General features: G+C 72.1%; 22 protein-coding genes. 9 read left to right on the top strand and 13 right to left on the bottom strand.

Annotation, left to right across the window (positions count from 1 at the left end; genetic code table 11):
- From GU5_RS16210 to GU5_RS0102805, 3 genes are all read left to right on the top strand, one after another.
- On the top strand, positions 1–1,005 hold a 1,005-nt coding region (locus GU5_RS16210), incomplete at its 5' end, for a C40 family peptidase (RefSeq protein WP_010524065.1).
- 368 nt (positions 1,006–1,373) lie between these two features.
- On the top strand, positions 1,374–2,759 hold the full coding sequence (locus GU5_RS0102810; protein ID WP_010524064.1) for a nucleoside transporter C-terminal domain-containing protein: 1,386 nt from the start codon (positions 1,374–1,376) through the stop codon (positions 2,757–2,759).
- 167 nt (positions 2,760–2,926) lie between these two features.
- Entirely contained in the window at positions 2,927–3,973 is a 1,047-nt protein-coding gene (locus GU5_RS0102805; RefSeq protein WP_050806567.1) for a universal stress protein, read from the top strand.
- 67 nt (positions 3,974–4,040) lie between these two features.
- On the opposite strand, the gene GU5_RS0102800 is transcribed toward GU5_RS0102805, so the two are convergent.
- From GU5_RS0102800 to GU5_RS0102765, 7 genes are all read right to left on the bottom strand, one after another.
- Positions 4,041–5,018, bottom strand: a complete 978-nt coding sequence (locus GU5_RS0102800; protein ID WP_010524062.1) for a ribokinase — start codon at positions 5,016–5,018, stop codon at positions 4,041–4,043.
- Positions 5,015–5,335, bottom strand: coding sequence for a thiamine-binding protein (locus tag GU5_RS0102795; RefSeq protein ID WP_010524061.1), 321 nt, complete (start codon positions 5,333–5,335; stop codon positions 5,015–5,017). Before GU5_RS0102795 ends, GU5_RS0102800 begins: the two co-directional genes overlap by 4 nt.
- A gap of 9 nt (positions 5,336–5,344) precedes the next feature.
- Positions 5,345–6,406 (bottom strand): glycerophosphodiester phosphodiesterase family protein, encoded by a 1,062-nt coding sequence (locus GU5_RS0102790; protein ID WP_139084292.1) that lies wholly within the window; start codon positions 6,404–6,406, stop codon positions 5,345–5,347.
- A gap of 73 nt (positions 6,407–6,479) precedes the next feature.
- Positions 6,480–7,619: a hypothetical protein gene (locus GU5_RS13710; protein ID WP_139084291.1), complete on the bottom strand. Its 1,140-nt coding sequence runs from the start codon at positions 7,617–7,619 to the stop codon at positions 6,480–6,482.
- 73 nt (positions 7,620–7,692) lie between these two features.
- The gene (locus GU5_RS13705; RefSeq protein ID WP_010524057.1) at positions 7,693–9,018 is read right to left on the bottom strand and encodes an endonuclease/exonuclease/phosphatase family protein; all 1,326 of its coding nucleotides are present in this window, start codon (positions 9,016–9,018) and stop codon (positions 7,693–7,695) included.
- A 181-nt stretch (positions 9,019–9,199) separates the two neighbouring features.
- Entirely contained in the window at positions 9,200–9,304 is a 105-nt protein-coding gene (locus GU5_RS16600) for a methionine/alanine import family NSS transporter small subunit (RefSeq protein ID WP_010524056.1), read from the bottom strand.
- Positions 9,304–10,923, bottom strand: coding sequence for a sodium-dependent transporter (locus GU5_RS0102765; RefSeq protein WP_010524055.1), 1,620 nt, complete (start codon positions 10,921–10,923; stop codon positions 9,304–9,306). Before GU5_RS0102765 ends, GU5_RS16600 begins: the two co-directional genes overlap by 1 nt.
- A 328-nt stretch (positions 10,924–11,251) precedes the next feature.
- On the opposite strand from GU5_RS0102765, the gene GU5_RS0102755 reads away from it, so the two are divergent.
- Positions 11,252–13,348, top strand: a complete 2,097-nt coding sequence (locus GU5_RS0102755; protein WP_139084290.1) for a BCCT family transporter — start codon at positions 11,252–11,254, stop codon at positions 13,346–13,348.
- 477 nt (positions 13,349–13,825) lie between these two features.
- On the opposite strand, the gene GU5_RS0102750 is transcribed toward GU5_RS0102755, so the two are convergent.
- From GU5_RS0102750 to GU5_RS0102735, 4 genes are all read right to left on the bottom strand, one after another.
- Positions 13,826–14,662, bottom strand: a complete 837-nt coding sequence (locus GU5_RS0102750) for an aldo/keto reductase (protein ID WP_010524053.1) — start codon at positions 14,660–14,662, stop codon at positions 13,826–13,828.
- 161 nt (positions 14,663–14,823) lie between these two features.
- A complete protein-coding gene (gene nagA / locus GU5_RS0102745; RefSeq protein WP_010524052.1) occupies positions 14,824–15,978 on the bottom strand; it encodes an N-acetylglucosamine-6-phosphate deacetylase in 1,155 nt (384 codons plus the stop codon).
- A complete protein-coding gene (locus GU5_RS0102740) occupies positions 15,975–17,237 on the bottom strand; it encodes a PTS transporter subunit EIIC (protein ID WP_010524051.1) in 1,263 nt (420 codons plus the stop codon). The genes nagA and GU5_RS0102740 overlap by 4 nt, the downstream gene beginning before the upstream one ends.
- Positions 17,238–17,270: 33 nt before the next feature.
- A complete protein-coding gene (locus GU5_RS0102735) occupies positions 17,271–18,056 on the bottom strand; it encodes a GntR family transcriptional regulator (protein WP_010524050.1) in 786 nt (261 codons plus the stop codon).
- On the opposite strand from GU5_RS0102735, the gene GU5_RS0102730 reads away from it, so the two are divergent.
- The 5 genes from GU5_RS0102730 to GU5_RS0102710 all read left to right on the top strand — a co-directional run bounded on the left by GU5_RS0102730 (position 17,973) and on the right by GU5_RS0102710 (position 22,001).
- Positions 17,973–18,452, top strand: a complete 480-nt coding sequence (locus GU5_RS0102730; protein ID WP_369750448.1) for a glucose PTS transporter subunit EIIB — start codon at positions 17,973–17,975, stop codon at positions 18,450–18,452. The two genes, GU5_RS0102735 and GU5_RS0102730, sit on opposite strands and share 84 nt — an antisense overlap.
- On the top strand, positions 18,449–18,904 hold the full coding sequence (locus tag GU5_RS0102725; protein ID WP_010524048.1) for a PTS glucose transporter subunit IIA: 456 nt from the start codon (positions 18,449–18,451) through the stop codon (positions 18,902–18,904). The genes GU5_RS0102730 and GU5_RS0102725 overlap by 4 nt, the downstream gene beginning before the upstream one ends.
- Before the next feature lie 130 nt (positions 18,905–19,034).
- Positions 19,035–19,673 (top strand): hypothetical protein, encoded by a 639-nt coding sequence (locus tag GU5_RS16205; protein ID WP_010524047.1) that lies wholly within the window; start codon positions 19,035–19,037, stop codon positions 19,671–19,673.
- Between the two features lie 133 nt (positions 19,674–19,806).
- Positions 19,807–21,474, top strand: a complete 1,668-nt coding sequence (locus GU5_RS0102715) for a DNA-3-methyladenine glycosylase 2 family protein (protein WP_139084288.1) — start codon at positions 19,807–19,809, stop codon at positions 21,472–21,474.
- Complete coding sequence (locus tag GU5_RS0102710; RefSeq protein WP_010524045.1) at positions 21,471–22,001, top strand: methylated-DNA--[protein]-cysteine S-methyltransferase; 531 nt, start codon at positions 21,471–21,473, stop codon at positions 21,999–22,001. The genes GU5_RS0102715 and GU5_RS0102710 overlap by 4 nt, the downstream gene beginning before the upstream one ends.
- Positions 22,002–22,072: 71 nt before the next feature.
- Here the strand turns inward: GU5_RS0102710 and GU5_RS15790 are convergent, their stop codons facing one another.
- Entirely contained in the window at positions 22,073–22,771 is a 699-nt protein-coding gene (locus tag GU5_RS15790; RefSeq protein ID WP_010524044.1) for a LytTR family DNA-binding domain-containing protein, read from the bottom strand.
- Positions 22,772–22,954: 183 nt separating this feature from the next.
- Positions 22,955–23,808, bottom strand: an 854-nt coding sequence (locus GU5_RS13690; RefSeq protein WP_010524043.1) for a sensor histidine kinase, incomplete at its 5' end; no start/stop codon positions are given.

Genomic DNA, 23,808 nt, shown 5'->3' with positions numbered 1-23,808 from the left:
GCGGCCGTCCAGGCCCGCGTCGACGAGCTGACCGCCCCGGAGCCCGAGCAGGAGTCCTCGAACTCCTCCAGCTCCGAGGAGCCGAGCTCCTCCGACTCCGAGTCCACCAGCTCCGCGGCTTCCGGCCCGAGCCTCTCGCAGTACCTGCCGGGCACCCGCTCGCTGGTGAACGAGCTGGCCGAGCTGCTCGGCAAGTCGTCGGAGCGCACCTTCGACCAGCTGATCTCGCAGGAGAAGTACACCGAGGGCGGCGTGCTCGACCACGCGGCCATCCAGGCCCGGGTCGACGAGCTGACCGCGCCGGAGCCTGAGCCCGAGGAACCGTCCTCGAGCTCCTCCGACTCCGAGTCCTCGAGCTCCGGCTCCTCCGGCCCGAGCCTCTCGCAGTACCTGCCCGGCACCCGCGGGCTGGTCACCGAGCTGGCCGAGCTGCAGGACCGCGGCGTGCAGGCCACCTTCGAGCGGATTCTGGCCGACGACGCGCTGGTCGGCAGCAACGGCGTCATCGACCACGCCGCGCTGCAGCGCAAGGTCGACTCGCTGACGCAGTCGGAGAACTCGACCAGCTCCACCGGTTCCAGCGGCTCGTCGACCTCCGGCTCGTCGACGGCGGCCAGCTCCGCCTCCGACGCCGGCGCGGCGGCCACCGCCGTCAGCTGGGCGGTGGACAAGGTGACCACCCCGGGCGTCCACTACGTGCTCGGCGGCGAGGGGCCCTGGGCCTACGACTGCTCCTCGCTGGTGCAGCAGGCCTTCGCCCAGGGCGGGGTCTCCGTGCCGCGGACGGCGAACCAGCAGTTCCAGGGCGGCCGCAGCGTCTCGCTGAGCAACCTGCAGCCGGGAGACCTGGTCTTCTGGACCTCCGGCGGGCGCGCCCACCACGTGGCCATCTACATCGGGAACGGCAAGCTCGCCCACGCCCGCAACCCGCAGGCCGGCGTCGGGATCACCGACCTGTACTACGCGTACCAGGACCCGAACCCGGTGGCGAAGCGCTACTTCTGATCCGGAGGGCGGCACCCTGCGCCGCACCGCCCCGAGGGCCTCGGCACCTGGTGCCGGGGCCCTCGGCGTCGTCCGGGCCGCCGCTGTCGCCGCAGGTCAGAGCTGCCGTCGACGCGCAGTGTGGCGCAGCACGCATTGATTGGGCATACTGTCCCCTGCATCCGGACGACCGGGGACCGCCGCCACCGCGGCGTCGACGTCGCCGATCCCCGGCGGTCGGCCGCCCGCCTGATCACTCGCACCTGATCCCGGAGGAGCCGGCACCCGCCGCCGATCGGCCGCGCGGCCGGCCGCACCCTGTGCCGCCCGCGTCGCCCGCGCCGTCCGCAGACACCTCGAATCCACTCCCACCTGAGAGGAACCGCCCCGTGCTGACCAACATCCTCTGGGGACTCCTCGGCATGGTCGCCATCCTGACCATCGCCGTCCTGTTCTCCGCCGACCGCCGCAAGATCAGACTGCGTCCGGTGCTCGTCGCGCTGGCCGTGCAGGTGTTCTTCGCCGTCTTCGTCCTCTACATCCCCTGGGGACAGACCGTGCTGAAGACCGTCACCGACGGCGTGCAGAGCGTCATCAACGTCTCCAACGAGGGCATCAGCTTCCTCTTCGGCGGCCTCGTCGAGGGCGACTCGGTGCCCTTCGCGCTCTCGGTGCTGCCGGTGATCATCTTCTTCGCCTCGCTGACCGCGGTGCTCTACCACCTGAAGATCCTGCAGCTGGTGGTGCGCGTCCTCGGCGGCGGACTGCAGAAGCTGCTGGGCACCTCGCGCGCGGAGTCGATGAGCGCCGCGGCGAACATCTTCGTAGGCCAGACCGAGGCGCCGCTGGTCATCCGCCCCTATGTGCCCACGATGACCAAGTCCGAGCTCTTCGCTGTCATGGTCGGCGGCCTGTCCACCGTCGCCGGCTCGGTGATGGTCGGCTACGCCAGCCTCGGCGCCAGCCTCGAGTACCTGATCGCCGCCTCCTTCATGGCCGCCCCCGGCGCGCTGCTGATGGCCAAGATCCTCATCCCCGCCGGCTCCTTCGGAGAGCGCGACGCCGGCGCCGAGGAGCACGGCCGCACCGACGCCACCACGCTGGGCGGCAGCCGCTACACCGACGCCGCCTCGACGGCCGAGGGCGCTGCAGGCGCCGAGGGCTCGGGCGAGTCGTCGACGGCGACGGCCACGCTGACCGAGGAGGACCGGGTCGAGGACGAGGCCGCCGCCGCGGTCGGCGACGACGAGGAGAAGCCGCGCAACGTCATCGACGCCGCCGCCCGCGGCGCCTCCGACGGCCTGCGCCTGGCCGCCAACGTCGGAGCGATGCTGCTGGCCTTCGTCGCGCTCATCGCGCTGATCAACCTGATCATCGGCCAGGTCGGCGGCTGGTTCGGCGCCGGGGATCTGACCTTCGAGCAGATCATCGGCTGGGTCTTCGCCCCGGTGATGTGGGTCGTCGGCGTCCCGTGGGAGGAGGCCGTGCCGGCCGGCAGCTTCCTGGGCCAGAAGGTCGTGCTCAACGAGTTCGTCGCCTTCTCCGACTTCGCCCCGCAGGCCGGAGAGTTCTCCGAGAAGTCCCAGGCGGTCATCACCTTCGCGCTGACCGGCTTCGCCAACTTCAGCTCGATGGCCATCCTGCTCGGCGGCCTGGGCGGCATCGCCAAGAACCGCCGCTCGGACATCGCTCAGCTGGGCCTGCGCGCCGTGCTCGGCGGCACGCTCGCCAACCTGATGAGCGCGGCGATCGTGGGCATGATCATCCTGCTCTGACCCGCCGAGGCCCCACGTCCGGCAGGACGCGCCCGCTGCGCCCCGGTCGGTCCCGCGAGGACCGGCCGGGGCGCAGTCGTCGCAGGTCAGAACCCTTCGTGTCCGGGGTCACCAGGGGTTACGATGGGGTCACTCGACGCACGGACGGTGCGGAAGTGGAGGTCATCATGAGCACATCGGACCAGGACCGCAGCGCCGGCGCCGCCCGTCGGCGCCGCTTCGGCGTCGTCGTCGGCGTGGACGGCTCGGAGCAGTCGCTGCGCGCCGCCCAATGGGCCGCCGCGGAGGCCGATCGCCGCCAGCTCCCGCTGACCGTGGTCACCGCCTACGCGTTGCCGGCCTTCGCCGCCTCCTCGATGGACGGCGGCTACGCGCTGCTCGACGAGTCCTCGCTGCGGCAGGGCTCGGAGAAGGTCATCGACCAGGCCAAGGAGTTCCTGCGCGACTATCCGGGCGAGGTCTCCTACCTCATCGAGTCCGGCGACGCCGCAGGCGTGCTGCTGGACTTCTCCCACGAGGCCGAGGTCCTGGTGGTCGGCAGCCGGGGCCGCGGCGGCTTCTTCGGCCGCCTGCTCGGCTCGGTCTCCTCGGCGCTGCCCGCCCACGCGAAGTGCCCCACCGTAGTCGTGCCGCTGGCCTTCTCCTGCCAGGAGGAGAACGCGGTGACCACCTCCACCGGGGCCATCCCGATCGTCACCCCGGAGAGCACGCCGGCCTCGGAGGCGAGCCGCCACGAGGACCGCCGTCCGGTGGTCGCCGGCGTCGACGGCTCCGACCACGGGCGCATCGCCGCGCTGGTGGCCGCCCACCAGGCCGTCGAGCGCGGCACCACGCTGCGCATCGTCTGTGCGCTGCCGCCGCTGGGGGCCACGCTGGTGTGGATCCCGACCGACGTCGACGACGGCTCGGCCGCCGAGGAGCTGCAGGAGAAGCTGGAGAACGGCCGCCGCTGGCTGCACAGCCACCACCCGGATCTGCACATCGAGGCCGAGGTCATCGACGGCGCGGCAGTGGACGTGCTGGTCAACGAGACCCGGCACGCCCAGCTGACGGTGGTCGGCTCGCGCGGCCGCGGCGGCTTCGCCGGGATGCTGCTGGGCTCGACCTCCCAGGGCGTGCTCCACCACGCCGAGGGGCCGCTGATGGTGGTCCCCGAGTCCCGCGACCCGCGGCTGGAGGACCGAGCGGAATTCGGTCCGGTGGTCGGCGAGTAAAGGGGCGAGTAGGGCGGCGAATAGAGCCGCGAGTTCCTCGGCCGAGCCGGCCGCTCCGGCCCTGGGCTCAGCCGCCGGGCAGCGGGTCCTCCGCCGCCGGATACGACGGCTGGGCGCCGCGACGGCCGACGGCGAAGGCCCCCACCCGCACGGCGCGGCGCGCCGCGGCGGCCAGCGCCTCGCCGCGCACCAGGCCGACGGCCAACGCTCCGACGAAGGCATCCCCGGCCCCGGTGGTGTCCACGGCGTGCACCGTCGGAGCCGGCACGCGCGCCGGCTCCGCGGACCCGGCGCCGATCCAGGCGCCCCGCGGCCCCACGGTCAGCACCACCGAGGGCACTCCGGCGGCCAGCAGACGCTCGACGACGCCCCGCTCGACGGCGTCCGGCTCCGCATGCTCCGGCCCGGGGCCCGCGCCCTCGTCGAAGGCTCCGAGCATCTCGGCGGCCCGCGCGGCCTCGTGCTCGTTGACCACCAGCGGATCCGCCCGACGCAGCACCGCCGGGTCCACCGCGATCACCGGCGCGAGGTTGAGCATCAGCCGACCGGTGCAGGCGCGGGCGGCGGCCTCGCTGCCGACCGCGGGGATCTCGCCCTGCAGCACCACGACGTCGGCGGCGGCGACAGTCTCGCGCGCCTGCTCCACCCGGGCGGCGTCGACGGCGCCGTTGGCTCCGGGCACCACCACGATGGAGTTCTCCCCGGCCGCATCGACGGTGATGACCGCGGTGCCGGTCGGACCGTCGACCTCGGTCAGCGCGGAGACGTCGACCCCGGCGGCGCGCATGCCGTCCCGGGCGACGGCGGCGAAGGCGTCGCGCCCCACCGCGCCGACGAACTGCACCGCGGCGCCGAGCCGCGCGGCGGCCACCGCCTGGTTGGCGCCCTTGCCGCCGGGCAGCGTGTCCAAGTCCTCGCCCAGCAGAGTCTCGCCCGGCCGCGGGTGTCGCTGCGTGCGCACGATCAGATCGGCGTTCGTCGAGCCGACGACGGCGATCCGGCCGGAGGCCGCGGTCGCCTCCGACCCCTCGTCCCCTCGGCTCATTCGCCGAGGGCCTGCTCGAGCCGCGTGACCTTGCCGTCGAGCTCCCCGGAGCGTCCGGGACGGATGTCGGCCTTGAGCACCAGCGAGATGCGGCTGCCGAAGGGCTCCACGGCCTCTGTGGCGCGCTTGACGACGGCGAAGACCTCGTCCCACTCGCCCTCGATCTCGGTGAACATCGAGCCGGTGCGGTGCGGAAGGCCGGAGGCGCGGACGACGGCGACCGCGGCGGCCACCGCTTCGCTCACCGAGCCGTCCTCGGCGCGGGCATGTCCTGGCTGGGGCTCCCCCGAGGGGGAGATGGAGAATGCGACGATCATGCTCCCAGGCTAGCCCGAGCGGCGACCCTGCGTCTGCGGCCCGGTGACCGCCTCGATGATCCGGGCCGGCCGGTTGGTGGTGATCTCTCCGACGCCGAGGTCGAGCAGGAACTGCGCGTCGGCGGGGTCGTCGACGGTCCAGACCCGCAGCGTGGTGCCACGGGCCAGCCAGGCCTTCACCTCGGCCCGGCGTCGGCGGACGGCCCGCAGCCCCGGACCGGCGATGCCGACCCGCGCGTTCCACACCAGCGCCTCCGCATCCCGCGAGGCGCCGCGCATCACCGCCGAGACGACCGGGCGCGCGGCGAAGGCGAAGAACGTCAGATGCTCCACCTGTCGGGCGACCTGCCGGGCGGTGACGTCGTCGAAGAGCGCACAGAGCCGCTCGGCCGGCACCATCTCGGCCAGATGCCGCAGCGCGGCCGGGTAGAAGCTCATGAACGAGACGACGATGCGCGGCGCCTGCGCCCCGGGTTCGGACGGCCGGCCCGGCAGCGTCGAGGTCTCCGGGTCCCAGCCGTGGCGGAACAGCACCTGCAGCACCCGCTCCTCGAGCTGATGGCCGTAGGGCGAGGGATGCTTCAGCTCCACGGCCAGCCGCACGTCGCGGCCGGCGTCGGCCAGCAGCTCCAGGGTGTCGTGCAGCGTCATCAGCTGCTCGGAGGCGGCACCGTACTCCGTCGGCAGGTGCGGGGTCTTCCAGGAATGCACGTCGAGTCCGTGCAGCTCGGCCAGGCTCAGGTCGGCCACCGCACCGGTGCCGTCGGAGGTGCGGTCGACGGTGGCGTCGTGGAAGCAGACCACCTCGCCGTCGCGGCTGAGGTGCACGTCGATCTCCAGGCCGTCGGCGCCCTCGTCGAGGGCGCGCCGATAGGCCGCCCGGGTATGCTCGGCGAACAGCCCGCTGGAGCCGCGGTGGGCGAAGACGCGGGCGCGCCGTCGTCCACCGCCGACCGTCTGCAGATCGTCCGGGATCAGGCTGCCGTCCGCCCGCGGGGCGGCCGTCGTCGCCGGCGTCGACCCCGCGGGGGACGACGCCGAGTCCTCAGGCTGTCCGGCGGATCCGCTCATCGTCTGCACATCTCGAGGATAGGCCTCCGCACCGGCCCGCGACAGGCTCCGACCGACCCTCAGCGGCTGAGCATCAGGTGAAATCCCGCTGAACCGCGGGCTCGCCCGCACTCGGCGAATCGACGGTGGCCGACGTCGAGTCCGCCGTCGACGGACTCGTCGGCTCCGCACCGCGCCGCAGTCGGCGCCGTGCGGCCTTCTGCTGCTTCGCGGCGGTGCGCTTCTCGCGCCGCTGGGCCCGCTGCTTCTCCCGCTCCAGTCCGCGGGCGAAGTCCTCGACCACCGACTGCGGGGTCTCCTCCGGAAGCTCGCCGAAGGTCTCGCGCGCCGAGTCGACGATCTGCCGGGCCAGGCGGTGGTTGGCGGCGCCGCCGACGGCGGCGCCGATGCCGAAGGGCAGCGCGCGGCCCAGCATGGAGGTGCTCTGCCGGACGAAGAAGCGGCGCACGAAGCGCCGGCGGATCTGGTCGACGACCAGGCCGGTCATCCCGGAGGAGCTCATCGAGGAGTTCAACGGCACCAGCGAGGCGAAGGGCCCGGCGCTGCGCCCGTCGGCCTGTTCGTTGAGCTCGCCGAGCAGCTCGCGCCCCTCGTCGCCGAGCATCACCGACATCACCAGCACCTGAGCCCCCTGCGGGTCCTCGGTGGAGATTCCCGACAGCTCGGCGACCGACTGGGCGTAGAGCGCGCTGGTCTCCAGGAAGCCGCCGGTGGCCACGGCCGAGAGGCCCAGCGAGGTGACCGTGCCGACGCTGGGCACCGCGGCGGTGGCGCCGATGGCCGCTCCCCCGCCGGTCATCGTGCGGACGAACTCGCGGTCCAGCGCCTCGGCGAGCTGCCGGTTCGTGTGGGTCGGATGCGCCTTGCGGAGCCGGCGCAGGTTCGCCAGCACCAGCGGCCGCTGCACCGTCACCGCGCGGGCCAGCCAGGTCTCCGCCGTCGGGGTGAGCTCGCCGTCCTCGGTGAAGGCACGGCGCTGCGCGGCCGTGAGCGCCTGGCGGCCGACGAAGCGGGTCGCCGCAGAGCGCATCATCGTGCCGCCGCGGCGCGGCGTCGCGGCGGCTGCGGAACGCCTGCGCCGCGGACTCCGGACGGGTGCGGACGGCGCGGGGGCCGGGGTCGACGGCGCCGCACCGGCGGAGGGCGTCGTCGAGGGCGACGACGTCGCCTCCGTGTCGGAGGACGAGCGGCGGCGGATCAGCGAGGAGGACATGCGGCGGCTCCGAGGGGTCGGCGGGCGTACGTCAGGAGACTAACGCATCGGCCTGTCCGAGGGCTCGACGACCTCAGTCGTCGCCGTCCAGCGAGTCTCGGGAGATGTCGGTCCAGACCAGCCGGTCCTGCGGGGTCTCGTCGTCGTCCGGGTCGACCAGGCCGGCGCCGTACTCGTCGGCGGCGGGCCAGAAGATCCCCGAGTCCCGGACGGAGAGATCCGCGTCCGGCAGGACGTAGGAGGCGCGCATCCCCTGCCCGTCGGCGAGCGCCCGAGTGTCGGTCGGGGCGGAGCCGGCGTGCGCGTCGTCCCGCTCCTCGACGGGCTCATCGGTGACCGGCCGGGGTTCCGGGTCCTGGACCACGTCGGCGTCGAGCAGCGGCCGCTCCTCAGCGGCCTCGCGCACCGCCGACGGCGCGTCCTCGCCGAGAGCGGACAGCGTCTCCGCCGTGGCCGGAGCACCGGCGACGACGAAGGAGGATCCCGCGGAGAGCCCGCCGACCTCGCCGTCGTCGTCGGTGAGGTACCAGCCCTCGCCGGCGGCGCCGCTGACGTAGTCGACCAGCATCCGTCGCTCGTCGATCGCGCGGAAGGCGTCGATCCGCCGGTCCGAGCGCGGCGCGGTGCTGGCGGTGGCGATCAGGTGCAGGTGCTCCTCGCCGACCTCGAGCGGGACGTCCCAGAGCGAGGTGCTGCTCACCGGCGGCACGGCGCGCTGCAGGGGCGTCTCGAACGTGTCCGGCATCGAGTTGTCGGGCATCTGCACCCAGCGGAAGTCGCCGAAGGTGCGCACCGCGTCCCGCTCGATCGGCACCGAGGAGAGCACGATCATGCCCTCCTGGCCGGAATGGGAGCCCCAGCCCAGTCGATCCCCGGGGCCGCCGATGCGACCGTCTCCGTCGAGGTCGGTGCCGGAGCCGGCGCCGGAGTTGGTCTCGGCGGTGAAGACATGGTCGAGGGCCAGGCCCTGATGCCCGCGCTGACCCTGGGAGAGGTACTCGGCGTTCAGCGCCTCGGCGATCGCCCCCTCCTCGTCGAGGGTGACGCCGGTGAGCACCAGCACGTCGGGGTCGGCGGTCTGAGCAGTGGCGGCCACCGTCTCGGCGGCCGCGTCCTCGCCGTCGCGCAGATCCGCCAGCAGCATCTCGGCGTCGCGCTCGGTCAGCCCGGCCTCCAGCGTGGCCACGCGCAGCTCCTCGCCGTCTTTGGCGACCATGCTGGTCGAGGGATCCGGCTGCTCGGCGCGCAGCGGCTGCCCCGGAGCGGGATAGGCGGGGTGCGTCGCATGGGCGGCAGGTGCTCCGGTCAGCGCGAGGGCCGCGACGAGGCCGGCGGCCGCCGCACCTGCCGCCGATGAACGACGGACGGGGGCGCGGAACAGACGGGGGCCGAGGGACATGGGCCCCACCGTATCCAGCCGGCAGGCGCTCTCCAACCCACGACCTTGGAGATTCGCAAGAGTTATCCAGGTGTGATGTGAACGGCGCCGGATCCGCAGAATCGTGATGTTCCCGTGATCCGACGCCGCTCATCTGCCGGAGGGGCGCCGACGACGCCCTCCTCGTGCCATCAGGGCACCCTCACTCCGGGTCGGGGTTGCGGCTGAGGTGCACGACGGCGGCGATCAGGCCGCCCCAGACCAGCACCAGGGCGATGAGCATCAGGACGATGGCCGACGTCTCCATCAGCGGGCCCCTCCTTCCGTGGTCTCGCCGCTGCCGACGAGCTCGTCATAGTTGTCCTCGTCGATGGCGGGATCCTCCATGTGCATCGCCGAGCCGCTGTGCCACGGCATCAGCGAGAGCACCACCGCCAGCACGATCACCAGTCCCAGCGAGCCCCAGCCGAAGGTGGCGACCACCCACGTGTCGAAGCCTCCGTAGCCCTCGGCGATCTTGGTGCTGATGTCCTGGTAGAGCAGGACGACCAGCACGATCGGCAGCACCACACCGGTCAGCACCTTCCAGATCGGACCGATGCGGAAGGAGCCGTAGGTGTTCAGCCCCGCGATGAGCACGTCCATCTTCCGGAAGACCCACATCACCAGCACCACGGCGACGAAGGCGCCGCCGACGATGCCGATGTTGTTCGAGAAGGCGTCGACGGTGTCCAGGATCGTCACGCCGGAGACGCCGCCGATCAGCACGATCGAGATGACCGCGCTGGAGCCGCCGACGATCGCGACGACGAGCCCGCGCGACCAGCCGGTCTTGTCCTTCACCGCCGACATCACGACCTCGAGGATCGAGATCTGCGACGTCAGGCCGGCCAGCGTGAGCGAGCCGAAGAACAGGACGCCGATCAGCGCCGAGGCCGGCGCCTGGGAGATGATCGTCGGGAAGGCGATGAACGCCAGGCCCAGACCGTCGGAGACGACGTCGCCGACCGCCGAGCCGGTGCCGGCGGCGAGGAAGCCCAGCGCGGCGAAGACGCCGATGGCGGCGAGCAGCTCGAACGAGGAGTTCGCGAAACCGACGACCAGACCGGAGCCCGAGGCGTTGGACTTCCGCTTCAGGTAGGAGGCGTAGGTGATCATGATGCCGAAGCCGACCGAGAGCGAGAAGAAGATCTGTCCGTAGGCCTGGATCCACACCTGCGGATCGGTCAGCGCGCCCCAGTCCGGGGTGAACAGCGCATTCAGTCCGTCCACGGCGCCGTCCAGGGTCAGCGAGTAGATCACCAGCGCGGCGAACATGACGAAGAGGATCGGGATCCCGATGACCGAGACGGCGGCGATGCCGCGGCGGACGCCGGCGGCCAGGGCGACGAGCAGCACCACCCAGACCGCGATCAGCGGCCAGCCGACCTGGGCGACGAAGTCCACCGACAGCCCCGCCCCGGCGGTGCCGCCGCCGTCGTACTGCAGGTACTCGCCGAAGAAGAAGCCCTCCGGATCGTCGCCCCAGGCCTGGGTGAAGGAGAACCAGGTGTAGCAGGCCGCCCAGGCGATGATCGCCGAATAGTAGATGGAGATCAGGAAGCTGATTCCCACCTGGAACCATCCGATGATCTCGGCGCCGGGATGCAATCGCTTGAATGCCATCGGCGCGGACCCGCGGAACGTGTGCCCGACGGCATAGTCGAACAGCAGGATCGGGATTCCGGCCGTCAGCAGCGCGATCAGATACGGGATCATGAAGGCGCCGCCGCCGTTCTCGTACGTGATGTACGGGAAGCGCCAGATGTTCCCCAGCCCGACGGCGGAGCCCACGGCGGTCAGGATGAACGCCTTCCGACCGGCGAAGGACTCGCGGACCCTGACCCGGCCCTCCGGCGCCGACGCGGATGCGGCAGAGCTGCTCATGGTGTCTCTCCCCACGGTGGATACGAGTGTGCGGTTGGCTCCACATCTTGGCAGAAGCAGCGACGGGAGTCACTCCTGAGCAGGCCTCTTCTTGCCAGATTCGCGCGACTTAAGGCCTAATGGGTGGTGAATGTTGTTGATCTGACCCCCGGCACGTCCGGACGACGACGGCGCGCAGGTACCTCATCACCGCTCCCTGAGGCCCCCGGGCCGGACGGATGATGGACGGCGCCGTCGTCTTTCTGCGTCTGCGGGGAACAGCTCACAGCATGCGTGACGTACATCACCTGTTTCCTACTGTGGTAATCACTCGACCGAGGAGGACTTCATGGCTTCGTCCACCGAAGCAGAAGTGAGCAACTGGTCGGTGTCGAGCGTCTGGCGAAGCCTCAACAAGCCAGTGTTCGTCCCGGCCGTCATCATCATCGCCGCCGCCCTGGTCTTCGCGACCTGGTTCGGCCGGGCCCAGGGCGCGGAGGCGTTCGAATCCCTGAACACCGCCATCGTCGACACGATCGGCTGGTGGTACGTGCTGGTCTGCACGCTGTTCATCGGCTTCGGCGCCTGGGCCGCGCTCTCCAAGGCCGGCAACATCCGGCTGGGCCGGGACGATGAGAAGCCCGAGTTCTCCCTGATGTCCTGGTTCACCATGCTCTTCTCGGCCGGCATGGGCATCGGCCTGATCTTCTGGGGCGTGGCCGAGCCGCTGAACCATCTGATCGCGCCGCCGGACGTCACCGGCGACGCCGGCGTCGACGCCGACGGCAATCTGATCGCCTCGACGCAGGAGCACATCGCCGATGCCGCACTCGGCGAGACGCTCTTCCACTGGGGCCTGCACGCCTGGGGCATCTACGTGGTCGTCGGCCTCGGCCTGGCCTACATGACTTTCCGCCGCGGCCGTCCGCTGACGGTGCGCTGGCTCCTGGAGCCGGTCTTCGGTCGGCGGCTCATCGAGTCCTGGGTCGGACACCTCATCGACATCATCGCCATCGTCGGCACCATCTTCGGAGTGGTGACCTCGCTGGGCCTGGGCGTCCAGCAGATCGCCGCCGGCCTGGAGTTCATGGACTGGGCCGAGTCGAGCAACACCCTGCTGACCCTCCTGGTCATCGGCATCACCGCGATCGCCACCTTCTCAGTGGTCTCCGGCGTGGACAAGGGCCTGAAGTGGCTGTCGAACATCAATATGTCGCTGGCCGCGCTCCTGGCGCTCTTCGTGCTGATCTTCGGTCCGACGCTGGTGCTGCTGCAGGCGATGGTCTCCAACGCCGGAGAGTACGCCTGGATGTTCCCGCAGCTGATGTTCGAGACGTCGGCCAACTACGCCGGCGGCGGCACCGAGGGCGGCTGGTCCGCCGACTGGACCATCTACTACTGGGGCTGGTGGATGAGCTGGTCCCCGTTCGTGGGCATGTTCATCGCCCGCATCTCCCGCGGCCGCACCATCCGCCAGTTCGTCGCCGGCGTGCTGCTCGCCCCGACGCTCATCGGTATCTTCTGGTTCTCGGTGTTCGGCAACTCCGGTATCTACTACCAGCTGCGCGACGGCATCATGGTCGGCGAGGACGGCGCGGTGAGCACCAACGACTCGCTGTTCACCCTGCTGGAGCAGCTTCCGATCCCAGCCATCACCGCCGTGGTGGCCATCCTGGTGATCACGTTCTTCTTCGTGACCTCCTCCGACTCCGGCTCGTTGGTCGTCGACATCCTGTCCCACGGCGGCCGAACTGAGACGCCGCGGCTGACACGAGTCTTCTGGGCGCTGGTCGAGGGAGCCTCGGCCATCATCCTGCTGACCGCCGCCGGCGAGGCCGCAGACGCGGCCCTGCGCGTGCTGCAGATCAGCTCGATCGCCGCGGCCGCGCCGATGTCCATCGTCATCGTGCTGGCGATGATCGGCATGATCCGCATGTTCATCTACGACGGGCAGAACCAGCCGCGGTACGTGCGGCTGCGGCCCCACGCCTCCAAGACCGCGCTGGTCGACACTGCTCGTGAGGCGGCCGGCGCGGACGAGGGGCCGGCCGTCGAGCGCAACCTGCGCACGCTGGTCAGCCGTCAGGGTCATTCGTTGTCGCGCTTCCTGGGCGGCACGTCGACCACGCTGGCAGGCCTGGGCCGCGAGGCCGGCCGCCAGGGCGACGACGAATCCAGCTCGATCACCTATGACGACATGGTCTTCGCCGTCCACGATGTGCCGGCCTCGGCAACTGCCGTGGATCCGGCGACCGGCACCATCGCCGTGGACGAGGAGGCCACCCCGGACAGCCCGATCACCGAGGAGGTCTTCGACACTCCCGAGTACGCCGAGTCCGCCGCCGGCTGGCAGTACGAGTCGGAGCAGATCTACGAGGAGGTCGTCGGCACCGGCGAGATCTCCACGGTGGAGAGCCGCCCCGAGGAGGACGAGCAGCAGAAGTGACCTGCTCTCCGTGATCCTCCGCTGAGGCGGACGACAGAAGGCCCCCGCCTGGAGCTGGATTCAGCTCCGGGCGGGGGCCTTCTGTCGTCCGCAGCGGGCAGGATGAGCCGACCCGGGCCGGCGGCGCGGTTCAGTCCACCGGAGCGACGCGCGGCCGGTCGCCATCCGCGTCCGCTACGCTCGCTCCCGGTGCCGGGGCCGGGGCCGCCCACCGAGAGTCGGCGTCCCCCTTCGCGTCATATCTCGCCCGTTCAGGACACGAGATATGACTCGACGAGGGACGCCGTTCCTGATTCCGGCCCGCGCTCCCCCGGCCTTCCCCCGCGAACTGCAGGCCCCGCATGCGAACGTCCCCGTCGAACCCGATCCCGACGCGGGCCGGGAGGGATCGACGGGGACGGGTGAAGGCGTCGGGCGCTCAGCGCACGACGGGGCCGACCGCCGGGCACGGGCGCTGAACGCCCGACCCGGCCGAGCTCACTGCGAGGCCGGGTTGAACGTCGCCGGGTGCGCCCCGCGGCGGCCGTCGCGCTCCAGGCCGTCGATCGCCGAGAGCTCCTCCTCGGAGAGCTCGAAGCCGAAGACGTCGAAGTTCGACGCGATCCGCTCCGGGGTCACCGACTTCGGGAACAGGATGCGGCCGCGCTGCAGGTGCCACCGGATGATGACCTGCGCCGGGTTCACCCCGTGGGCCTCGGCCGCGGCGACGATCGGCTCGTCGCCGAAGACCTCTCCCTGGGCCAGCGGGCTCCAGGCCTGGGTCGCGGTGCCGTGCGAGGCGTTCGCCTCCTGCACGTCGCGCTGCTGCAGAGCCGGGTGCACCTCGATCTGGTTGACCGAGGGAACCGTGGAGCTCGCGCCGATCACCGCGTCGAGGTGCTCGGGCAGGAAGTTGGAGACGCCGATGCTGCGGGTCAGCCCCTCCGCCTTCAGCTCCTCCATGTCCTGGTAGGCCTTCACGTAGGCCGCGTCCTCCGGCGAGGGCCAGTGGATGAGGTACAGGTCCACGTAGTCGAGCCCCAGCTTCTCCAGGGAGGTCCGCAGCGCCTGCTTGGTGTTGCCCTCCTTGAAGTCGCCGACCCAGAGCTTGGTGGTGACCCACAGCTCCTCGCGCGGGATGCCGGAGGCGGCGATGGCGCGGCCGACGCCCTCCTCGTTGCCGTAGATCGCGGCCGTGTCGATGTGCCGGTAGCCGACCTTCAGGGCCTCGGCGACGACACGCTCGGCGTCGTCGGCGGGAACCTGCCAGACGCCGAACCCGAGCTGCGGGATCTCGGTGCCGTCGTTGAGCTGCACAGTGGGAACGTCAGTCATCGGAACCTCTCTCGTCCTGGATGCGTATGCCGGGGCACGGAGCCCCGCCGACCACTGCGAACCACACGGCCCGCCGGGGCATTCCTGGCCGATGTGATCGTTCCAGCATCACATCACACCCGATCGGACAGGGCCGGGGCCGAACCGACGACCGTTCCGCGTCATCCCGGTCCGAGCCACGCTCCGCGGTGCATGACCGCGCGCACGGCCAGGTCCTCGTCCAGGTGCACCAGGTCGGCCTGCGTTCCGGCGGCCAGCCGGCCGACGTCGGCCATCCCGACCATCGACGCCGGGTTCTCCGTCGCGGCGGCCAGGGCCTGCGCCGGCGGGATCGAGGCCTCGCGGACGGCATGCCGCACGGCGTCGGCGACCGTCAGCGTGGAGCCGGCGATGGCGCCCGGCCGGCCGTCGGCCTCGACCAGCCGGGCGACGCCGTCGCGGACCTGCACGTCGAGTCCGCCCAGCCGGTAGGCGCCGTCGGCGGCGGCCGCGGCCGCCATCGCATCGGAGATCAGCACGAAGCGCTCCGGGTGCTGGGCGAACGCCAGACGCAGCATGGCCGGGTGGACATGGACGCCGTCGGCGATGATCTCGATGAAGACCTCGTCGCGCTCCAGCAGGGCGGCGGCCGGGCCGGGCTCGCGGTGATGCAGCCCGGCCATCGCGTTGAACAGATGGGTGCCCGCCGTCGCCCCGGCGTCCAGCGCCTCGGCGCTGCGCTCGTAGCTGGCGTCGGTGTGCCCGAGCGCCGCCGTCGCCCCGGCGGCGACGACGCGGCGGACCGCGTCCAGCCCGCCGTCGAGCTCCGGGGCGAGGGTGACCATCCGGACCAGCCCGGTGCCCAGCAGCCGCTCCAGCGCCGCCGGCTCCGGCGGGACGAGATGCTCGGGGTCGTGGGCTCCCCGGTGCCGCGGACTCAGCCAGGGCCCCTCCAGGTGGACGCCGGCCAGCTCGCCGGAATCCACCAGCGGTCGCAGCGCCTCCAGCTGCGCGGCGAGGTCGTCCAGCGGGTCGGTGACCAGCGAGGCGAGCATCGTGGTGGTCCCGGCGTCCCGGTGGGCCGCCCGGGCCGTCGCCGCCGCCGACGCCCCCTCGGAGAAGGAGGCCCCTCCCCCGCCGTGGCAGTGCACGTCGAGGAAGCCGGGGGCGAGCACACCGTCGTCGAGCATCACGTCGGGCGTCGACGGCGGGGCGCCGTCGCCGACCTCGACGATCCGTCCGTCGATCACGCGCAGCCAGCGCGGGGCGATGCGCGCAGGCGTGCCGGTGCTGGCGTCGCCCGGGACGAGGGCGGCGACGGCGCTGATCAGGGTCATCCACGGGCCTCCGGTGCGTCGGCGGTCTCTTCGGCGTCATCCTCGCGCCCCGGAGTCTTCAGGTTCCAGGCGCGGATGACCAGTCGGAACACCACGTAGTACAGCACGGCGTAGCCGAGTCCGATGAGGATCAGCATGGCCGGCTGACTTCCGATGTTCCAGTTCAGCACCATGTCGAAGAGCCCGGCCGAGAAGCCGAAGCCGAGCTTGATCTCCAGGAAGTTCACCAGCGCCATCGACGTCCCGGTGAGGAAGGCGTGGATGACGTACAGCGGCCAGGCGACGAACATGAAGGCGAACTCCAGCGGCTCCGTCACTCCGGTGAGGAAGGAGGTCAGCGCCACCGAGATCATCACACCGCCGGTGAGCTTGCGCTTGGCCGGCTTGGCCTCGTGCCAGATGGCCATCGCGGCCGCCGGCAGGGCGAACATCATGATCGGGAAGAAGCCGGCCATGAAGATGCCGGCGGTGGGGTCGCCGCTGAGGAAACGCTCGATGTCGCCGTGCACGACGCCGTCGGCGGTCTCGTAGGAGCCCAGCAGGAACCACGGCGGATTGTTCAGCACATGGTGCAGACCCAGCGGGATGAGCAGCCGGTTGGCGAAGCCGTAGACGAAGCCGCCGAGCACGGCGTTCTCGGTGACCCACTCGCCCAGCGCGGTGATGCCGGCGTCGAAGAGCGGATAGATGAAGCTCATCAGCACGCCGATCACGATCGCCGCCAGGGCCACGATCATCGGCACGAAGCGCCGGCCGCCGAAGAAGGCCAGATACGGCGGGAGCTTGATGCGATAGAACCTCTGCCAGAGGAAGGCGGCGATCAGTCCGATGATGATGCCGCCGAGGACGTGGAAGTCGACGAGCTCCTGCTCCTCACCCTCGGCCGGAGCGCCGAGCACCACCGGGGACATCGCGTCGGTGACGCCGGTGTAGACGAAATAGCCGATGACTGCGGCCAGCGCGGTGGAGCCGTCGGCCTTCTTCGCCATGCCGATGGCCACGCCGACGGCGAAGAGCATCGGGAGGTGGTCGAAGAGCGCGTTGCCCGCCGCGCCGATGACGTCGGCCATGGCGCCCAGTCCGGCGCCGTCGGGTCCGAGCAGATCGTCCTGCCCGAGCCGCATCAGCAGGGCCGCGGCGGGCAGCGAGGCGATGGGCAGCAGGAGGCTGCGCCCGAACTTCTGGACCGGGGCCAGATTGAAGCGTGGCTTCTTCTGCGTCGTCGAGGCGGCGTCGTCGCCGCCTGATGGAGTGCTCACAGTGATTCCCTCATTCCTGTCGGCGCCTCGTCGTCAGCCCCTCGTCGCCGAGGAGTCCCCGCCGAGGCTCATATGGACCTGGTACCGGTCCCCCCGGTACCGCGAGACCGTGTACTCCACCGGCCGCCCGTCGGCGCGGGAGACGCGGCGGAAGACCAGCAGCGGCGTGGCCTCGCCGCCGTCGAGATGCCGAGCCGCAGGACGGTCGGCGACCTCGCCCCAGACGGTCTGCTCGGCGGATTCGATGGTCACGCCGTAGACCGTGGAGAAGACCTCGTAGAGCGAGCCGGTCAGATCCTGCTCGTCCAGCCCGGGGAAGACGACGACGGGATACCACCCGGTCTCCAGGGCGATCGGCCGCCCGTCGGCCCGCCGGACGCGGGTCATCTCCCAGACCGGCTCGTCGTCGGCGATCCCCAGCGACTCGGCGACCTCCGGAGAGGGCTCGCGCCGCTCGAGCGAGACCAGCGTCGTCGTCGGGTGCAGCCCGCGCCGGCGCATGTCCTGGGTGAACGAGGCCAGATGCAGGTGGCTCTCCAGGCGCGGCGGGGCCACATAGGTTCCCTTGGCCGGCACTCGTCGCAGCAGCCCGTCGACGATCAGTCCGTCGACGGCGCGACGGACCGTCGCCCGCGAGACGCCGTAGTCGGCCATCAGCCGCCGCTCCGAGGGGATCATCTCCCCGGGAGCGAGATCCCGGCGCGCCATCCGGGCCAGTGCCCGACTGAGCTGGACATGCTTCGGCGACGGACCGTCGACCAGGCGGTGCGCACCCGCCCCGGCCTCCGCCGTCGTCGCCTCCGACCTCGGGTCCTCCACGGGCCTCGCGACTCCTCTCCGCAGTCTCGACAGGTCTGGTCCGTATTGATACGGTCTGGTACGTACCAGTTGACTATGAAGCGTGTCACACTGATTGTCAAGCGTCCGAGGACGGACGCGGAGCACGATCGGACGACACACGACCCTGTGGAGGACAGACCCATGGCAGACCGCGCGGAGCAGATCCTGGCCGGACTCGGAGGCTCGGAGAACATCGAGGAGATCGAGCCCTGCATCACCCGACTGCGCACCGAGGTGAAGGACGCCTCGACGGTGGACGAGGCCGCACTGAAGGCCGCGGGCGCGCACGGCGTGATGATCAGCGGCACCGTCGTCCAGGTGGTCGTCGGCCCCGAGGCCGACACCATCGCCGAGGACATCGAGGACCTGCGATGACCGAGGTGCTCGCACCCTGCCCGGGCACAGTGCTGCCGCTGGAGCAGATCCCGGACCCGGTCTTCGCCGGAGCGATGGTCGGCGCCGGCGTGGGCCTGACTCCGGACGCCGAGCCGACCACGGTCCGGGCGCCGATCACCGGACGCGTGGTCAAGGCCCACCCGCATGCCTTCGTCATCGCCGGAGAGGACGGCGTCGGCGTGCTGGTGCACCTGGGCATCAACACTGTCGCGCTCGACGGCGCGGGCTTCACCGTCCACGCCGCGACGGGCGACTCGGTGCAGGTCGGCGACCCGATGGTCGACTGGGACCCCTCGACGCTGCCGGAGGAGGCCGGCGGCAAGGAGATCTCGCCGGTCGTGCCCGTGATCGTCCTCGACGCGCCGGCGGAGGCGATCAGCGGTGCGGCCGACGGACGGGTCGCCGGAGGGGAGACTCTCTTCCGACGCTGAGCGGAGACCGGGCCGCCCGTCGGATCACCCCTGATCTCGCCGTCACCGGTGGTCAGCGGCCCGCCGCTGGCCTAGTCTGGCAGGGACGAACTGTGGTGCCACCATGCCCCGGCGAGATGAGGGAGCTGACATGACCACTCCGCCCACCGATGCCTCCGTCCGACGAGGCGTCGCCGGCCGCTCCCTGCTGATCATCGCGGCCCTGACCGCGGCCTTCGCCTCCGGCATGGCCATCGCCCAGCTGAGCACCGCCGGATCCGAACACATCGTCGTCGACGCCTGGCGAGCCTTCGGCCTCACGGTCTTCGCCGGGCTCTTCGCCCTGGTCGCCTGGCGGCCGACGAGCTACCCGGGTCTGATGGAGCTGGCCTTCGCCCACAAGGTGGGCATGGCGCTCATCGGCTGGAGCCAGCTCGGCGAGGCGCGCGACTCCTGGACGGCGCTGATCGTCGACGGACTGCTCGCCCTCGTCCTGCTGGTCGCCTATGTGCTGCTGGGCTGCCACCGCGCCTGGCGGCGTCCGCGCGCCCCGAAGAGCGCACCGGCCGAGGCGCCGGCCGCCGGCCGCGGGAAGCCCAGCAAGGCCGCCCGGAAGCTGCAGGAGCGCAAGGCCTCCGGCGCGAGCGGCGAGCCCTCGTCGCCCGGCGCCGGGTCCACGGCGCCCGGCGGCGGCACGTCACGCCCGGGCACGGGATCCGCCGGCGGTCCGATCGGCGGCGGGGGAGCCGACGGCGCCGGCCGGGACGGACCGCAGAAGCCGCCCCGCTGACCGTCCGCGCCGCGAGGGTCGGCACCGTGCACGACCGGCGCCGTGCACCACCTGCGGTCCCGCGCCTCGCGGCCTGCGCTGCGATGTCGGTTTCCTGCTGGCATGACCCCACCTCGGCACGCATGCTGGAGCTGTGACACCCGATCGAGTTTCCGCCCCGCCGTCGCCGCGACCGGCGGGCTCCGCGACGGCGCCGCCGCCGCTCGATCATGACGCCTGCCTGCAGGCGGTGCGGTCCCGGGACGCCCGCTTCGACGGTCGGCTGTACTTCGGCGTGACCAGCACCGGCATCTACTGCCGGCCCAGCTGCCCCGCCCCGCCGGCGAAGCCCGAGCATCTGACCTTCCACCCCTCGGCCGCCGCCGCTCAGCAGGCCGGCTTCCGCGCCTGCCGCCGCTGCCGGCCGGAGGCCTCCCCCGGCTCGCCGGAGTGGAGCGTCCGCGAGGACGCCGCCGCCCGCGCGATGCGGCTGATCGGCGACGGCGTGGTGGACCGCGACGGCGTCCGGGGCCTGGCCGCCGCGCTGGGCTACAGCCCGCGGCAGGTCGAGCGGCTGCTGGTCGCCGAGCTCGGCGCCGGACCGCTGGCCCTGGCCCGCGCGCGGCGGGCGGACACCGCCCGCACCCTGCTGGAGGCGACGACGATGTCGGTCACGGACGTCGCCTTCGCCGCCGGCTTCTCCTCGGTGCGCAGCTTCAACGCCACGATCCGGGCAGTCTTCGCGGCCAGTCCCACGGGCCTGCGCCGGGCCGTGCGACGGGCCCGGGCACGAGCCGGCGACGGCGCGCATCCGCCCGCGCCCGCTCCGGAGCTCACGCTGCATCTGGCGCACCGCACGCCGCTGCACGGCGACAGCCTCTTCGGACATCTGATCGCCACCGCCGTGCCGGGAGTCGACGCCTGGCTCCCCGACGACGGACCCCGCGGAGCGCTGCACCGCGCCCTGCGACTGCCCCACGGTCCCGGCGTCGTCGCCCTGGCGCCGCCGGCCGGCTCCTCAGCATCCTCCGCCTCCTCGGACACCGTCGCGGCACGGCTGCGACTGACCGATCTGCGCGATCTCCCCACCGCCGTGCAGCGCTGCCGCCGGATGCTGGACCTCGACGCCGATCCGGCCGCCGTCGACGCCGCGCTGGCCGCCGATCCGGCGCTGGCCCCGCTGGTCGCCCGGCATCCCGGCGTGCGGCTTCCCGGCGCGCCGGATGCCGATGAGCAGGCGATCCGCACCGTGCTCGGCCAGCAGATCTCCACCGCCGCGGCGGCCACGCTGGGCGCTCGGCTCGCCGCGGGCTTCGGCGAGGACCTGCCGGAGAGCCTGCGCGTCCCCGACGGTCCCGTCCGCCTCTTCCCCACGGCCGAGACCCTGGCGACCGCCGATGCCGACGACCCCCGCTGGCCCGGCATGCCCGGCTCCCGCCGGGCGACGATCCGAGGCCTGGCCGCCGCCCTGGCCTCCGGTGCGGTGAGCCTCGACGCCGGCGCCTCCTGGAGCCGCGTGCGCGACGAGCTGGCCGGACTGCGCGGCGTCGGCCCGTGGAGCACCGAGATGATCTGTCTGCGCGGACTCGGCGATCCCGACGCCTTCCCCGCCACGGATCTGGGCACCCGGCACGCCGCCGAGGCCGTCGGCCTGCCCGCAGCCCCGCGGGCACTGGCCGAGCGCGCGGCCGCCTGGCGTCCCTGGCGCGGCTACGCCGCCGCGCTGCTCTGGGCGAGCAGCGACCACTCCGTCGCCCGCATCCCCGCCGCCGACCATCGGCCCCCACCGGTGCCGCACCCCGAGGAGGAGAACACCCCATGATCGATGCGACCCGCATCACCGACACGACGCACACCCTGATCGACAGCCCGCTGGGACCGCTGACGCTGGTCACCGACGGCACCGCGCTGACCGGGCTGCACCTGGCCGAGCACCGGCACACCTCCCCCGAGCTCTGGGGCCCGGCCGTCTCCCGCGAGCAGGCTCCGGCGATCATCACCGAGGCCGCCGGACAGCTGGACGCGTACTTCGCCGGCGAGCGCCGCTCCTTCGACCTGCCGCTGGCCCCGTCGGGCACCGCCTTCCAGCAGGCCGTCTGGTCGCGGCTGCGCGAGATCCCGCACGGCGAGACCGTCAGCTACGGCGCGATCGCCGCCGCACTGGACCGCCCCGGCGCCTCCCGAGCGGTGGGGCTGGCCGTCGGCCGGAATCCGCTGTCGATCATCGTGCCCTGCCACCGCGTGGTCGGCGCCGACGGTTCGCTGACCGGCTACGGCGGCGGCGTCGAGCGCAAACAGCGGCTGCTGGCCCTGGAGCGGGGCGAGCCGCTGCTGCCGCTCGACGCCTGAGCACCGACGTCCAGGAACAGCGTGAAACGTCGCCGTGAAACGTCCGGTCCGCGCCGGATGCCCGGCACCGCTCACACTCCCAGCCGGCGGCGCAGCTCCTTGGCATGCCGTCGGGCGACCTCGACGCGGCTGCGCCGGCGATCGTTCATCACCAGCACCAGCTGGCCGCGGACGTCGGTGACCAGCTCGCGCACGTGGCGCAGATTCACCAGATAGGAGCGGTGGACCCGCTGGAAGTGGCCGTGCAGCCGGCGCTCGAGCTCGTTGAGCGAGAAGGACACCAGCGCGTGCTCCTCGGCGAGCATCAGCGAGGAGTAGCCGCGGGCCGCGGCGGCGTAGATGATCGCGTCGCCGACGACCAGCACCGTCCGGCCGTCCTTCTGCACCGGAATGCGCACCAGCGGGTCCGGCTCGGTCACCCGGGACCGCCCCGGAGAGGGCGCCGACGACGGCGCGGCCGCGCCGTCGGCCTCCGCGGCCGCAGGCTCCCCGGTCGCCAGGGCGCGGTCCACCGCCCGACGCAGCCGCTCGGCGTCGAAGGGCTTGACCAGATAGTCGGCGGCGGCGAGGTCGAAGGCCTCCACCGCATGGTCGGGATAGGCGGTGGTGAAGATGACCCGCGGCCGATGCGGCGTCGACGCCAGGCGTCCGGCGAGCTCCAGGCCGGAGAGGCCGGGCATGCGGATGTCGAGCAGCACCAGGTCGTAGTCCAGCGAGTCGAGCAGCACCAGCGCCTCCTCGCCGTTGGTGGCTTCGCCGACCACCTGCACGCCGCCGATCTGCTCCAGCAGGAAGCGAAGCTCCTCTCGGCGGGGGCTTCGTCGTCGACGATCAGCGCGCGGGGCTGCATCCCTCCAGTATAGGGCGGCGCTCCGGACCGGCGTGCGCCATGTCACGCACTGGGGCTGTCACCCACGGGTCGGGGGCGTCTCGGCGTCGCGGCCGGTGCCGGCTCACCGCATGGGCACCCGCAGATCCACTGCGGTGCCGCCGCCGGGCGGGGAGGTCACCGAGAGCTCATAGCGATCGCCGAAGAGCGAGTCGAGCCGTTCACGGATGTTCCGCAGCCCCACGCCGGCGTGCTCGGCGCCGGTGAGCGCCGGGTCGTCCTGCTCGCCGACGTCGACCTCTCCGCGCATCAGCATGGCCAGCACCTCGGGATCCATGCCGACGCCGTCGTCGGAGACTCGGATGGAGGCCGTCCGCGCCAGCGGGTCGACCCGAGCGCGCAGCCGCACCGTCCCGCCGTGCGTGGAATGGCCGATGCCGTGCTTGACCGCGTTCTCCACCAGCGGCTGGATGGTCAGCACCGGCACCCGCGAGGTGAGCACCTGCGGATCGATGTCGTAGCGGACCTGCAGCCGCTCGCCGAAGCGCGCCTGCTCCAGGGTCAGATAGGTGCGGACGAAGTAGTACTCCTGGGCGAACTCGGCGAAGTGCCCGTCCTGTTTGGTGGCGTAGCGGAAGAACTCGGAGAGCCGGAGCAGCAGCTCGCGCGCCTCCTCCGGGCTGGTGCGCGCCTTGGAGGCGATGGTGTTGAGCACGTTGAACAGGAAGTGCGGGTTGATCTGGGCGCGCAGCGCATCCAGCCGGGCGTGGGCGGCGAGCCGCCGTTCGCGGTCCAGCTCGGCCAGCTCCAGATGCAGCGAGAGCATCGTGGCCATGTCCTCGACCAGGGTCTTCGACGGGATCGGGGTGTCGGCCTGGAAGACGCCGAGCGTGCCGATGACCCGCTCGCCGACGGTCAGCGGGGCGATCACCGCCGACTGCAGCGGACAGCCCTCGACCCGGCACCCCAGCCCGGCCG

The organism is Nesterenkonia sp. F (assembly GCF_000220985.1).
GTDB lineage: Bacteria > Actinomycetota > Actinomycetes > Actinomycetales > Micrococcaceae > Nesterenkonia.
The sequence above is the reverse complement of the archived record's forward strand: the minus strand, read 5'-3'. Positions and strand labels throughout refer to the sequence as shown.

Excerpts from the sequence above, each read along its gene's own strand:
- GU5_RS0102805 (WP_050806567.1), top strand. The coding sequence starts at position 2,927 with ATGAGCACATCGGACCAGGACCGCAGCGCCGGCGCCGCCCGTCGGCGC.
- GU5_RS0102800 (WP_010524062.1), bottom strand. The coding sequence starts at position 5,018 with ATGAGCCGAGGGGACGAGGGGTCGGAGGCGACCGCGGCCTCCGGCCGG.
- GU5_RS0102795 (WP_010524061.1), bottom strand. The coding sequence starts at position 5,335 with ATGATCGTCGCATTCTCCATCTCCCCCTCGGGGGAGCCCCAGCCAGGA.
- GU5_RS0102790 (WP_139084292.1), bottom strand. The coding sequence starts at position 6,406 with ATGAGCGGATCCGCCGGACAGCCTGAGGACTCGGCGTCGTCCCCCGCG.
- GU5_RS13710 (WP_139084291.1), bottom strand. The coding sequence starts at position 7,619 with ATGTCCTCCTCGCTGATCCGCCGCCGCTCGTCCTCCGACACGGAGGCG.
- GU5_RS13705 (WP_010524057.1), bottom strand. The coding sequence starts at position 9,018 with ATGTCCCTCGGCCCCCGTCTGTTCCGCGCCCCCGTCCGTCGTTCATCG.
- GU5_RS16600 (WP_010524056.1), bottom strand. The coding sequence starts at position 9,304 with ATGGAGACGTCGGCCATCGTCCTGATGCTCATCGCCCTGGTGCTGGTC.
- GU5_RS0102765 (WP_010524055.1), bottom strand. The coding sequence starts at position 10,923 with ATGAGCAGCTCTGCCGCATCCGCGTCGGCGCCGGAGGGCCGGGTCAGG.
- GU5_RS0102755 (WP_139084290.1), top strand. The coding sequence starts at position 11,252 with ATGGCTTCGTCCACCGAAGCAGAAGTGAGCAACTGGTCGGTGTCGAGC.
- GU5_RS0102750 (WP_010524053.1), bottom strand. The coding sequence starts at position 14,662 with ATGACTGACGTTCCCACTGTGCAGCTCAACGACGGCACCGAGATCCCG.
- nagA (WP_010524052.1), bottom strand. The coding sequence starts at position 15,978 with ATGACCCTGATCAGCGCCGTCGCCGCCCTCGTCCCGGGCGACGCCAGC.
- GU5_RS0102730 (WP_369750448.1), top strand. The coding sequence starts at position 17,973 with ATGCTTCGGCGACGGACCGTCGACCAGGCGGTGCGCACCCGCCCCGGC.
- GU5_RS0102725 (WP_010524048.1), top strand. The coding sequence starts at position 18,449 with ATGACCGAGGTGCTCGCACCCTGCCCGGGCACAGTGCTGCCGCTGGAG.
- GU5_RS16205 (WP_010524047.1), top strand. The coding sequence starts at position 19,035 with ATGACCACTCCGCCCACCGATGCCTCCGTCCGACGAGGCGTCGCCGGC.
- GU5_RS0102710 (WP_010524045.1), top strand. The coding sequence starts at position 21,471 with ATGATCGATGCGACCCGCATCACCGACACGACGCACACCCTGATCGAC.